The following is a 12,586-nucleotide window of genomic DNA, read 5'->3' on the forward strand; positions in this document are numbered from 1 at the left end:
GGCCGTAACTCCTGTCTCGGATCTGCCTGCAGGCAGACTCCTTAGTGGAACTGTCCTTCTTCGGTGGAGCCCTTCAGCGCAGTGGTGGAGGACTCAGGGTTCAAGGTGGTGGAGACGGCATCGAAGTATCCGGTGCCGACCTCACGCTGGTGCTTAGTGGCGGTGTAGCCGGCGGCCTCTGCGGCGAACTCCTTCTCCTGCAGCTCCACATAGGCCTTCATCTGCTCGGCGTTGTAGCCCTTGGCGAGCTCGAACATCGAGTAGTTCAGGGCGTGGAAGCCCGCCAGGGTGATGAACTGGAAGGTGAAGCCCATGGCACCCAGCTCCCGCTGGAACTTGGCGATGGTGTCATCGTCTAGGTGCTTCTTCCAGTTGAACGAGGGTGAGCAGTTGTAGGCCAGCATCTGGTCCGGGTGCTCTGACTTCACTGACTCGGCGAAGCGTTTGGCGACCTCCAGGTCCGGGGTGCCGGTCTCCATCCAGATCAGATCGGAGTAGGGGGCGTAGGCCTTGGCCCGTGCGATGCAGGGTTCGATGCCGTTGTTCACTTTGTAGAAGCCCTCCGCGGTGCGCTCACCGGTGATGAAGGGCTGGTCGCGGTCATCGACGTCGGAGGTGATCAGAGTGGCCGCCTCGGCGTCGGTGCGGGCGATGATCACGCTGGGGGTGTTGGAGACATCGGCGGCCAGACGTGCCGACTGCAGGGTACGGATGTGCTGACCGGTGGGAATCAGCACCTTACCACCGAGGTGACCGCACTTCTTCTCGGAAGCCAGCTGGTCCTCCCAGTGCACACCGGAGGCTCCGGAGGTGATCATCTGCTTCATCAGCTCGTAGGCGTTCAGCGGCCCGCCGAAGCCTGCCTCGGCATCGGCCACGATCGGCACCAGCCAATCCTCCACGGTGCGCTTGCCCTCCAGGTACTCGATCTGGTCGGCGCGCAACAGGGCGTTGTTGATCCTGCGGACCACCGCCGGAACCGAGTTGGCCGGGTAGAGGGACTGGTCCGGGTAGGTCTGTCCGGAGAGGTTGGCGTCACCTGCCACCTGCCAGCCGGAGAGGTAGATGGCGCGCAGCCCGGCCTTGACCTGCTGGACGGCCATGTTGCCGGTCAGTGCACCCAGTGAGTTGGTGAACTTGCCTGCCGCGTACTCTTCGGTCAGCTGTGCCCACAGCTTCTGTGAGCCGCGCTTGGCCAGGGTGTTCTCCTCCTGCACGGTGCCCTGGAGCTTGATGACTTCCTCTGCGGAGTAGTCGCGGGTGATCTGGGCCCAGCGTGGATTGGTGTCCCAGTCCTTCTGCAGAGCCTGGACCTTCTCCTCGAACACATCGCGGGTCTCGGGTGTGAAGTCACCGGCAGTCTGCGCTGGTGCTGCGGGGGTGGAAAGGGTCTCAGTCATGTGAATCTCCTTCGATTCGTGGTGTCCGTCATCGCTGACATTCACTAGTTTTCGCCACTCTGCAACCCGGCCGCCACCTCAAACCAGGTAAAGATTTGCATTTCTTCGCGTTTTCGAAGAACTAGCACATCTGGCACCGATTTCTGCCCGCGTGCCGGTCCGTTCTGGGCACCTGGGCGTCATATCTTGCGCCAACTGCCAAGAACCCGTCGGCGATCTCCATACCTCCGGGGATTTCGCCCGCCGCGACGACCTCGCCCAGCCACGTCCTCGCCCAACCCCACACTGCGCACCCTGTACCTGCGTCTCACCTGCCCGACAACTTCCAGCGAGTGCTAGATTCTCTCCACCTCCTTCCGTCGCTGGCGATGAAAACAGAGAGAATCTAGCACTCAGCGCCACTGTCAGAGGTCTGGGCACGGAGCCTACGGCAGGGAGCAGGCCGCGACACCCGGATCCACATAGCGGACTTCCACCTGAGGGGTGGGGGCCAAAGGCTACAGTGATGCCCGATGATGAACACTCGAGGACTCCGGCAACAAGCCTTATCGGGCCGAGGCAGGCGGCCCATGCGGCATCAGGCGCGCCGCCGCGCCGACTCGGGCGTCAGCGGGGACCGGCACGGCAGCAGGGGGAACAGGTTACGCCGCCAACCTTTGACCCGCCGGGCCTGGGCCTGGTTGGCGGTCATTGTGGTTGCTGTTCTGACCGCGGTGACCATCCACTGGTGGGAGAATCGGCCGCTGGAGGTTCCGGACGGCTTCTCGGAGGACGCCGTGGCAGTGGAGCTGGTCCGGGTCATCGACGGTGACACCATCGTGGTGGAGGCGGACGGCACCGAGGAGCGCGTGAGGCTGTTGAACATCGATACCCCGGAGACCGTCAGCCCTCACACCCCGGTGGAATGCGGAGGCCCGGAAGCCTCGGAGGCGATCCGCGGGCTGCTGAGTCCCGGCGACGTCGTCGTGCTGGAGTTCGACCAGGAGCAGCGTGACCGCTATGGGCGGCTTCTGGCCGGAGTGTTCACCACCGAGCTGTTCATCAATGAGCAGATGGCATTGCAGGGTTGGGGTGAGCCGGTGTACTTCGCACCCAATGACAGGTACTTGGAGGTGATCCAACAGGCATGGGGCCTGGCCGAGGAGGCCGGAGATGGGCTGTTCTCAGAGGGTCTGGGCTGTCGGGTCGGCGAGCCGGTCGGCTAGGCGTTCTCTTTCTTCCAGCGGCGGGCGGCAAGGAAGCTGCGCACGCCCAGCACCAGGTAGACCACCAGCACGATGACCGAGATCAATGCTGAGACCACTGCGGCGGGCCGCTCGGCCTCACCGGCGAACAGCGCGCCCAGGTTCTGCAGCGGCATGATCATGCCCAGGGCCCCCAGCAGGGCCAGCAGCAGTGCGATGTGGATGCCTGCCATGAGATTCTTCAGCGCGATGGCGCCGCTGAGAAGCAGCAGGGCTCCGATGATGGCCGGGATCAGTGCCGTCCAGTGCGCGGTGTCGCTGGCCACAGAGACGAGGTAGCCGCCGACGCCGACGACCACCAGGATCGCACCGGTGATGAAGGTCAGTCTGGGCATCGGGGAGGTGGAGTATTCGCGGGTCATAGCGCTCCTTGAAGTTCAGTGCAGTCGTACGGTGCTCGCCCAAACCAGTCTACCGCCGTTTTCTACGACAGGTAGAAATTGAGAGCCCCACGCGCACCTGCCAGAGCCCGCCTACCCTTGCTACCTTCCGGTCCTGGGGGAGTTCAGCAGGATGGCACCACGCGTGGGGCCGTCGTCCATGGTATCGCGAGAGGCACGGTAGGCGCGAACTGCCTCTATGATGACGGTGATGACATACGACGACGCCACCATTGCCCCCCGGCCGCTGGTCAACCTCCGCGACCTGGGCGGAATCACCGTAGAGGGCGGGAGGGTCCGGCCCGCGGTGCTGTGGCGGGGTGACGACCCCACCGTTTCTCCACGCGATGAGATCGCCGCGCTGGCGGCCCAGGGCCTGACCGCGGTGCTGGACCTGCGCTCCACACCTGAGGTGATCCGGTCTCCGCACCGGGCGGTGGCCGAGCTGGGTGTCTCCGCCCACCACCTGCCACTGGCCGAGACCGCGGTGAACCCCCTGGCCTTGGTGGAGGCGGCCCCGGCCGTGCGCTCCCCCGCTGATGTGGGCCGTTGGTATGCAGGGTTGGTGCGCGGCCATATCCATGAGGTCGCTGAAGGGCTGGAGATCATCGGCACCTCACCGGGCGGGGTGCTGTTCCACTGTGCTGCGGGCAAAGACCGCACCGGGATCCTGGCCGCTGTGGTGCTGCTGCTGCTGGGGGCCGATCACAGCGAGATCGTGGAGGACTACGCCCGCACCGAGCAGAACCTAGTGGCCATCTTCGAGCGACTGAGGATGACCGCTTACACCGCACCGGATGACGATGCAGAGGACGCCAAGCGAGCCGCTGACTTCTTCGCCTCAGGGCATCCGCTGCTTTCAGCTACCGCGGACTCCATGGATTCGATGATCAGCGAACTCGGTGGCGCCGGTGGGATCAGAGACCTGCTCCGGCGTGAAACCGACCCCAGCACGCTCTCGGAGAGCCTGCACGCGAAGCTCGTGGAATAGCGGCAGAGAGGCTCCGGCTGGTTCCGATGTGCGAACCGGCCCGGTTTTCGGCTACGATGTACCGGTCCTCATTACTGAGTGACCATTATGGAGACGTGACCGAGCGGCCGAAGGAGCCACCCTGGAATGGTGGTGCAGGGTTAATTCTCTGCCGAGGGTTCAAATCCCTCCGTCTCCGCCATGTGAAGTGCCAAGACATCGTTCCGTCGATGTCTTGGCACTTTTCTTATTGCTGCCGCTTGCCCCTGCCGATGTGTTGTCCCAGAGCAATGAGGGTGTCGACCAGGACCTCGACGCCGGACTCCTCAATCGGGAAATGCCCAGCGTCCGGCAGCAGCACCAGCTGCTTATCCGCGGCAATGCGGTCGAACCACCGACGGCTGACTCTCACAGGTGTCCAGTCGTCAGCTTCAGGATGGACTAGCAGCACCGGGGTGGCCATGGACTCCGGGGCGGTGTGCCGGTAGTTCATATACGAGGCGAGAAAGCCCAAAGGCACCCTCACACCACCTCCGCGCGGGTCCTGCGCACAAAGCGCTGAGAGTTCCGGATTGCGGCTCATCTTGGACAACGCGGCAACCCAGCTCATCGGAATACGCCGTCGGGTCAATGGGCCCCTCACCATCCATGTCAGGCATCCACTGAGCGCCCCCAGTTTGCCGAATTTGGTCATGACCGCACGAGCGTGCAGATCCCGTGGATCCAGAAGGCATGTAGCAGCAACTGCTGACACACGCTCGCCGCGAGCTGCGACCTCGTAGGCGACCATCCCACCGATGCTGGCACCCAGCAGCACCAACGGCCGCCCGTCGTCTTCAGCATCGACGAAATCGTTCAGCAGGTCCAACCAGTCCTGGTACCTCACAGCGATCGGATCCGGTGATTCCGTTCCCCCATAGAGGGGAAGATCGACAGCAGCAATCTCAAAGATCTCAGCAGGCAGTATGGCGGCGAAAGGCCATAGAGCAGCAGCGTGGCCACCGGCGCCGTGGATCAGGATCAGCCGGACAGGTGCTTCAGGTCTCCGCCGCCGCAGAATCCGGACATGGTGTCCTGACCAATCCCAGTAGGTCACCTCTGGGGCAGTTTTGAGCAGTTCCCGGTAGCTGTCGGGGAGAAAGGCGGCATATCTTTGGTGATCACCATCCATGAGCTCTTCTTCGGTCTCCCTGGTATCTTTTGCCTCGGCCTGAACCTTCACCCGGTCACCGCGATGAACGGGCCCAAGCCTACCGGGCTCCTGCAGCGCAGAAGGGAACCCGAAGGTGCTGACCGGGGCCAGGGTTCCCTGCCTCCACTGCTGCAGGACGAGCAGCTCATGGGGCACCACCGGCTCCGGCGGGTCGTCCAGGCTGACCCAGCGCAGCTCGGCGGCCTTGTCCGGCTCTTGAATGTCAGGCTCTCCCTCCCAGCATCGCACAGAGAAGAAGAAGTCCACCCGCTCATCGATGGGCCTGCCGTTGCCAGAGGTTCGGTGCCCCACTGTCATCGGCAGCAGGTCTGCCTCACGGAGAGTCACTCCGAGTTCCTCATGGGTTTCACGGACCGCAGCCTGGAGCACCGTCTCACCTGTCTCCACATGACCGGCCGCGCCGAATGACCAATGCTCATCCATATAGCCGGTGCCACGCCGGTAGGTCAGCAGAACCCGGTCCCGGGCATCCACCAGCAGCACGAAGGCGGCCGGGACCACCTGATACCTGCCCACAGGTTCATGTTGCACAGCGTTCATCTTAACCTCGCTAAGGTAGAGGTTGTGCGACGAGTCACCGTCACTGCGCATAGCGGCATCACTGCATTGAGATGTATCACTGCACAGAAATCACTGCACAGAACTGAATCACCGCATAGAGCCTGAGATTGAGGATCGGAACCACCATGACCCCAGAGCCTGCCGCGCCTGATCAGGCGCCGCGCATCACGTCACGACGGCTGGCGTCGGCGCTGATGACTGCCGGAGGGCTCACCGCGGCCCTGATCGGCTTTGCCTCAGCCGCTCAGGCTGATACCGAGGAAACCCCTGACGAGACAGCCGAAGGCGTCGTCGAGTTCCAGGTTCTGGGCTTCAACGACTTCCACGGCAGGCTCGAAGAATCCGCAGTGGTCATGGCCTGCGCTGTGGAGCATTACCGTGAACAGAACAGCGGCAATGTGATCCTCAGCGCCGCCGGCGACAGCATCGGTGCGACCACGTTCACCAGTTTCATCCAGGACGACGAGCCGACCATCGAGGCTCTCAACGCCATGGGCTTGGATGTCTCCAGTCTGGGCAACCACGAGTTCGACCAGGGGGCTGCCGACTTCGACGAACGCGTCATCCCGCTTTCCGACTTCTCCTGGGTCGGCGCCAATGCGCGGGACGCGCAGACCGGTGAGCATCTCTATGAGCCCTACTACATCCACGAGGTCGACGGCGTGCGCGTAGCCTTCATCGGCCTGAACACCGAGGACATGCCGCGGCTGGTCAATCCCGCCGGAATCGACCACATCGAGTGGACCTCGCTGAGCGACGAGGCCAACTATTACGCCGAGTACCTCACCGACAACGATCTGGCCGATGTGGTCACCGTGGTCACCCACGAGGGTCTGCCCGGCGGCAGCCTGGACGCCGCAGAGGGCCAGCCCTTCGGTGAGCTGATCAACAACGCCCACCCGTCCATCTCCGCGGTGTTCTCCGGGCACACCCATCAGGCCTATGCCCACGACGTCGACGGGCTCTGGGTGGGCCAGGGCGGTGAATATGTGCCCTACTTCGTCTCCTGGGAGGTCAGCTACGACACCGAGGCCGATGAGATCATCAGCTCTGAGATGGAGCTGGTCGACCTGTGGCCCGGCGGCGACCCGTTCTGCGACAGCCACCCCGAGGTGGAGCAGATCGTGTCCGATGCCGCGGCCGTGGCCGATGAGCTCGGCTCCGAAGTCGTCGCCGAGGTCATCGGGGAGATCCCCTTCGCCCGCGCCTTCGAAGAGGACGGAGAGTGGGACAACCGCGCTGCCGCCTCCACCATCGGTGAGTTGGTCGCCGACGCCCAGCTGTGGGCAGTCCAGGAGACCAATCCCGAGACTGATTTCGCCATCACCAACTCCGGCGGGCTGCGCGATGATCTGCCGCTGGGCGATGTCACCATCCGCGATCTCGGCAACGTCCAGCCGTTCGCCAACACGCTGGTGGTCGGCACCTACACCGGAGACCAGGTCTATCAGCTGTTTGAGCAGCAATGGCGCGAAGACGGCAGATTCTCCCGGCACGGGCAGTCTGAGAACGTCTTCTACACCTATGACCCGCAGGCTGACCTGGGCGAACGGATCACCGGGGTATGGATCGACGGCGAATCCGTGGACCCGGACCAGACCTATCAGGTCGCCATGAACTCCTACATGGCTGCCGGCGGCGACAATCTGCGAGTCGCAGGAGAAGCCCTGGAACTCCATGACACCGGGCAGAACGACCTGGAAGCCTTCGTGGACTACGGCCGTGAGCTGGGAACCCTGGAGCCTGATCTGGCCCGCGGCGGCGTCGGGCTTCACTGGATCACCGATGAGGAGGCCACCTACTCCCCCGGTGATGCGTTGGAACTCGATGTCTCTTCGCTGGCCTATGCCCATCCTGACGTGCCGGTCGGCGAGACCCTGGAGGTGCAGCTGGGCGAGACCGTCACCGAGGAGTTCGAGATCGACCTGACCTACACCGACGACTCCGATGAGCGCGGTCAGGCAGAGGTCCGCCTGGAGGTGCCCGATGAGACCGGCGAGAACGGCGAACTCCCCCTGGTGCTGACCGAACCGGTCACCGGGACCGAGATCGAGCTCTCCGTCCAGATCGATGAGGAGACCGCCGAAGAAGCCGGCGACTACGAGATCTCCGAGATCGTCGAAGGCCTCGATGACCATCAGGACACCGGCGATGTCCCGGTGACCACCCGCGGAGTGGTCACCGGCGTCTACCCCAGCGAACGCAGCTACTCCGGGTTCTACATCCAGGCCGAGGGCACCGGCGGTCAGCTGGATCTGGAGGACCACGAGACCTCTGAAGCCATCTTTGTCTACTCACCCTGGACAGTGGGCGATGAGCCTGGGGAGGCTGAGGTGGAGATCGGCGACTACGTGGAGCTGACCGGTGATGCCACCGTGCACGAGGCCAGCGGGCAGAAGCAGATCAGCCTCTACCCCGGCTCAGACCAGACACCGCACCACGAGCTGCTGGTGATCGAGGATGAGGACTTCGACCCGGTGGTGCCCGCTGAGCTTGAGTTCCCCGAGGCCGCTGAACAGCGCGACTCCCTGCTGGGCATGCTCATCGACCCGCAGGGGGCCTATACGGTCACCGACCACTTCACGCTGAACCGGTACGGTGAGATCGGCATTGTGGCCGGCGAGGACCCCCTGTTCAACCCCACCTCCGTGGTGGAGCCGGGTGAGTCCGCCGCAGAGCTGGCACAGCAGAACCGTGAGCGGCTGGTCTACCTGGACGACGGCGCCACCAATGACTTCCAGAACTCTGACCTGGAGCTTCCCTACCTCACCGCCGAAGATCCGGTGCGCGTGGGCGCAGGGGTGGAGTTCGACCACCCGGTGATCGTCCACTACGACTTCGGCGAATACCGGCTGCAGCCCACCACCAGGCTGGACGGCCCGCAGGACCCGGCGGCCCCAGCCAGCTTCGAGAACACCCGCAGCGGCAACGAGGCTCCGGCCGAGCGCACCGCCGACCTGCGGATCGCCGGGTTCAACGTGCTGAACTACTTCGTTCACCTCGGCGAGGACGAGGAAGGGTGCGAGTACTTCGAAGACCGTGAGGGCAACCCCACCACCACCGATTGGTGCGATGTGCGCGGTGCCTGGAGCACCGAAGCCTTTGAGCGCCAGCAGGCCAAGATCGTCGCCGCGATCAACGCGATGGACGCTGACCTGGTCGCACTTCAGGAGGTGGAGAACTCCGGCCACTTCCACGCGCAAGGTGACCGTGACTACGCCCATGCCCGCCTGGTGGAGGCGCTGAACGAGGACCTCGGCCACCAGGGGTGGGACTATGTGTCCGAGCCTGACCAGGTGCCTCCGCTGGAGGATGAGGATGTGATCCGCAACGGCTACATCTACAAGCCCGAGGCCCTGGAAGTCACCGATAGCTGGATCCTGTTCGATGAGGGAATCACCGAACTGAACCCCGAGCACTTCGAGGACCTGGACCGCGATCTGGCCGATATCTACTCCAACGCCCGCGAACCCTACGCTGTCGAGTTCCAACCGGTGGACGGCGAGGACGAGGACAGGTTCATCGCGATCGTGAACCACTTCAAGTCCAAGGGCGCCTCCGGCGTCGAGGATGACGATCCCAATGCCGACCAGGGCGACGGCCAGTCACCCTGGAACTATGACCGCATCTACCAGGCCCAGGGAGTGCAGGCCTTCGCCGATGCGCTGATCGAGGCCACCGGCACCGAGAACGTGCACTTGATGGGCGACTTCAACTCCTACGAGAAGGAGGACCCGCTGCAGGTGTTCTTCGACTCCGGTTACACCAACCTCTCCGCAGAGACCGGGAACTTCAGCTATATGTTCCAGGCCGAGGTCGGGTCCCTTGACCACCTGATCTCCTCGCCTGCTGCCGCGGAGTCGGTCACCCATACCGAGATCTGGCCGATCAACGCTGTGGAGCCGATCGCCCTGGAGTACTCCCGACACAACGGCAGTGCCAGCGACATCTTCCGGCTGGACCAGTGGCGTTCCTCCGACCACGATCCGATCGTGGCCGATATCGCCTTTGCGGACAGTCCGGCCCCGCCCGCCGATGAGGAGGAAGAGGACGACGCCGCCCCAGGACCTGGGGAGCCGACAGACCCCGAGGGCCCACCACCGGCTGCGGAGGAGGGCACCGGTGACGGCCTGGCCATCACCGGTGCCGCGATCGGCGGAGTGCTTCTGGCGGCCCTGCTGCTGATGGGCCTGGGAGCCCTGGTGCTGCGGCTCTCCCGCCGTGAACTCAGCGCTCTGGACTGATTCCGCCGCACGCGCACCCGGGGCCGGTGGAAGATCCGTGGTGTGCGGACGTCGTCATGGAGGTTATCCGATGGTGACCACATCACGATGATCGTTACATTATTTGCTCAAATTCACCTTGAATTGCTTTCGCAAAGAGTCTAGTGTCGTGGTGAGCGCTTCAACTCAACAGAAATCTACGCGAGGAATGACTCACCATGACACGCACACCGGCATCCATACGACTACTCACTGCTTTCGGCGCAGCCTCCATCCTCATCCTGACAGCGCCTGCCGCCGCGCAGGCCACCGAGCCGGAGCGTGATCAGCTCTCCGAGGACACCTATGGCGGCGTCACACTCGGCGAGGGTGCCGGTTCCTTCCCGGTGGACAGCGAGTTCGACCTCATGCTGGCCGCCGACGACTTCGAGATTCCAGACTCGGTGGAGATCTGGGCGCTCTCCCCCGAGGGCGGCTCCATCCTCATCGGTTCCGGGGAGACCGAGTCAGAGACGTATCAGAACCCGGGCTCGGACACCTATCCCGAGATCAGTGTGGAGCTCATCGAAGTCAACCTTCCCAGCGCTGAGATTCCGACCTCCGAATGGTACGCGTTCACCGCTGTGGACTCCTCCAGCGGAGACCTGATCACATGGACCGCCTACCCAGTGGCACTAGACGATGACCCGCGGGACTTTGTGGGACAGCCCACTGATATCTGGCCGGTGCCCGACCACAACGAGAACACCGAACCCAGCAGCGATTCGCCCACTCTGGAGGTCCTGACGGAGGACACCTACGGGCTGGTCAGCATCCTGCGGGATGAGCCGGTGATTCCCCTGGACCAGGAGTTCACCGTGGAAGTCGAGACCTCATTGGCCAACATCGACCTCTGGCTGCTGCCCCCGGGCGGCGAGGAGGCGGTCTTCCTGCCCGCCCAGCTGGCCGACGACGGCGCCGAGTACCCGCAGTGGAGCACCTCGGTCAGCAGCGAGGACGTCGAGTACAACGGGATCTACGGGCTGGTGGCCACCAATGAGTCCGACGGTCTGATCGGCTGGACACCCTTTGGGCTCAGTGCCGACGGTGAGTCCCTGCAGCCGGGCGACCCCGGTGTCCACGAGACCGAAGCCGGCTACTCCGACCGCAGCATCTGGCCCATCCCCGACTCCGTGGCCGGCCCCGATGAGGGCCAGACCGGCGAAGGTGAGGCCCAAGAGCCCGAGGACGCGGAGACCGAGAGCCCAGAGCCCACTGAGACGCCCGAGCCGGAGGACACCGAGGAGACCGAGCCGACTGAGTTTGAGGAAACCTCGGATACTGAGAGCACCACCCACTGGATCATCGGCCTGGCGATCGCCGGCGGTGTGCTGATCATCGCCGGACTCATCTACCTGGTCCGCACCCGCCGCAGCGCCGCCTGAGCCGCATGCCCTTCTGCGGCGGCGGCGGGATCAGCTCAGCAGTTCGTGGTCGGTGAGACGGTGGCAGCCACGCGCTGGAAGGATTTGAGGTCCACGTAGCCGCAGGAGGCCATCGCGTGGCGCAGCCCGCCCATGAGGTTGGAGGAGCCGTCGGTGTGATGGCCTGGGCCAAGCAGCACTTCTTCCAGGGAAGCCACCGTCCCCACCTTGGTGCGGTGCCCGCGCGGGAAGACCGGATGCACCGCCTCTGAGCCCCAGTGCCAGCCCCGGCCAGGAGCCTCTGCCGCCCGTGCCAGGGTCGCCCCCAGCATCACCGCATCGGCCCCCATAGCCAATGCTTTGACGATGTCCCCGGAGGAGCCCAGTCCGCCGTCGGCGATCACATGCACATACCGTCCGCCGGACTCGTCCAGATAGTCCCGGCGGGCGGCGGCGATGTCACTGATGGCGGTGGCCATCGGCACCCGGATGCCCAGGGCGCGGTGGGTGGTCGTCGCACTGCCCCCGCCGAAACCGGCCAACACCCCGGCAGCACCGGTGCGCATCAGATGCAGCGCAGGCGTATATCCGGCAGCTCCGCCGACGATCACCGGCACATCGAGCTCATAGATGAACTCCTTGAGGTTCAGCGGATCCTGGGTCTCTGAGACATGCTCGGCGGAGACGGTGGTCCCGCGGATCACGAACATATCCACCCCGGCGTCCACCACGGTCTGGTAGAACTCCTTGGTGTTCTGCGGGGTCAGGGAACCGGAGACGACGACGCCGGCCTCGCGGATCTCTGCCAGCCGGGCGGTGATCAGTTCGGCTTTGACCGGCTCGGCGTAGATCTCCTGCAGCCGCCGGGTGTTGGCCGGGGAGATCTCTTCGGCCTCAAGGTGAGTGATCTCCTCCAGCACCGGCTCGGGGTCCTCGTAACGGGTCCACAGGCCCTCCAGGTTGAGCACGCCCAGACCTCCGAGCCTGCCCAGGCTGATCGCCGTGGCCGGCGACATCACCGAGTCCATCGGCGCGCCGATCACCGGCATGGAGAAGGTGTAGGCGTCGATCTGCCAGTCCAGCGAGACATCCTGCGGACTGCGGGTGCGGCGTGACGGGGTGAGGTTGACGTCGTCGAGCGCCCAGGCCCGGCGCCCGGACTTGGCCAGTCCAATCTGAATCTCGTTCACTG

The 12,586-nt window shown here is 64.3% G+C and carries 8 protein-coding genes, 1 tRNA gene and 1 other RNA gene; 5 read left to right on the plus strand and 5 right to left on the minus strand.

All coding sequences use genetic code 11. The features are described 5' to 3' along the window. Positions 1 to 41: 41 nt before the first annotated feature. Entirely contained in the window at positions 42 to 1,400 is a 1,359-nt protein-coding gene (gene aceA, locus DVO78_RS03400; RefSeq protein WP_120003411.1) for an isocitrate lyase, read from the minus strand. A 512-nt stretch (positions 1,401 to 1,912) separates the two neighbouring features. Between aceA and DVO78_RS03405 the strand changes: the two genes are divergently transcribed. Further along, on the plus strand, positions 1,913 to 2,605 hold the full coding sequence (locus DVO78_RS03405) for a thermonuclease family protein (RefSeq protein ID WP_238385123.1): 693 nt from the start codon (positions 1,913 to 1,915) through the stop codon (positions 2,603 to 2,605). On the opposite strand, the gene DVO78_RS03410 is transcribed toward DVO78_RS03405, so the two are convergent. Next, positions 2,602 to 3,006: a hypothetical protein gene (locus DVO78_RS03410; RefSeq protein WP_238385124.1), complete on the minus strand. Its 405-nt coding sequence runs from the start codon at positions 3,004 to 3,006 to the stop codon at positions 2,602 to 2,604. The two genes, DVO78_RS03405 and DVO78_RS03410, sit on opposite strands and share 4 nt — an antisense overlap. Positions 3,007 to 3,083: 77 nt before the next feature. After that, an RNA gene (ffs, locus tag DVO78_RS03415) (signal recognition particle sRNA small type) lies at positions 3,084 to 3,180 on the minus strand. Positions 3,181 to 3,235: 55 nt separating this feature from the next. Between ffs and DVO78_RS03420 the strand changes: the two genes are divergently transcribed. After that, entirely contained in the window at positions 3,236 to 4,015 is a 780-nt protein-coding gene (locus DVO78_RS03420; protein ID WP_157983840.1) for a tyrosine-protein phosphatase, read from the plus strand. Positions 4,016 to 4,104: 89 nt separating this feature from the next. After that, positions 4,105 to 4,196, plus strand: a tRNA-Ser gene (locus DVO78_RS03425). A 45-nt stretch (positions 4,197 to 4,241) separates the two neighbouring features. On the opposite strand, the gene DVO78_RS17710 is transcribed toward DVO78_RS03425, so the two are convergent. Next, entirely contained in the window at positions 4,242 to 5,747 is a 1,506-nt protein-coding gene (locus tag DVO78_RS17710) for an alpha/beta fold hydrolase (RefSeq protein ID WP_202912077.1), read from the minus strand. A gap of 146 nt (positions 5,748 to 5,893) precedes the next feature. On the opposite strand from DVO78_RS17710, the gene DVO78_RS03440 reads away from it, so the two are divergent. Both DVO78_RS03440 and DVO78_RS03445 read left to right on the plus strand, forming a co-directional pair. Then, positions 5,894 to 10,012 carry an ExeM/NucH family extracellular endonuclease gene (locus DVO78_RS03440; protein WP_120003414.1) on the plus strand — a complete coding sequence of 1,373 codons (4,119 nt, stop codon included), beginning with the start codon at positions 5,894 to 5,896 and terminating at the stop codon, positions 10,010 to 10,012. Between the two features lie 197 nt (positions 10,013 to 10,209). Then, on the plus strand, positions 10,210 to 11,415 hold the full coding sequence (locus DVO78_RS03445) for a hypothetical protein (RefSeq protein WP_120003415.1): 1,206 nt from the start codon (positions 10,210 to 10,212) through the stop codon (positions 11,413 to 11,415). Positions 11,416 to 11,450: 35 nt separating this feature from the next. Here DVO78_RS03445 and DVO78_RS03450 read toward each other — a convergent pair whose 3' ends face one another. Further along, the gene (locus DVO78_RS03450) at positions 11,451 to 12,584 is read right to left on the minus strand and encodes a GuaB3 family IMP dehydrogenase-related protein (protein ID WP_120003416.1); all 1,134 of its coding nucleotides are present in this window, start codon (positions 12,582 to 12,584) and stop codon (positions 11,451 to 11,453) included. Positions 12,585 to 12,586: the final 2 nt, after the last annotated feature.

The sequence above is a fragment of the Nesterenkonia muleiensis genome (assembly GCF_003600155.1).
Lineage (GTDB): Bacteria > Actinomycetota > Actinomycetes > Actinomycetales > Micrococcaceae > Nesterenkonia > Nesterenkonia muleiensis.

What these genes read in the sequence shown, in the direction of transcription:
- aceA (WP_120003411.1), bottom strand. Translation starts at nt 1,400, where the DNA reads ATGACTGAGACCCTTTCCACCCCCGCAGCACCAGCGCAGACTGCCGGT.
- DVO78_RS03405 (WP_238385123.1), top strand. Translation starts at nt 1,913, where the DNA reads ATGATGAACACTCGAGGACTCCGGCAACAAGCCTTATCGGGCCGAGGC.
- DVO78_RS03410 (WP_238385124.1), bottom strand. Translation starts at nt 3,006, where the DNA reads ATGACCCGCGAATACTCCACCTCCCCGATGCCCAGACTGACCTTCATC.
- DVO78_RS03420 (WP_157983840.1), top strand. Translation starts at nt 3,236, where the DNA reads ATGACATACGACGACGCCACCATTGCCCCCCGGCCGCTGGTCAACCTC.
- DVO78_RS17710 (WP_202912077.1), bottom strand. Translation starts at nt 5,747, where the DNA reads ATGAACGCTGTGCAACATGAACCTGTGGGCAGGTATCAGGTGGTCCCG.
- DVO78_RS03440 (WP_120003414.1), top strand. Translation starts at nt 5,894, where the DNA reads ATGACCCCAGAGCCTGCCGCGCCTGATCAGGCGCCGCGCATCACGTCA.
- DVO78_RS03445 (WP_120003415.1), top strand. Translation starts at nt 10,210, where the DNA reads ATGACACGCACACCGGCATCCATACGACTACTCACTGCTTTCGGCGCA.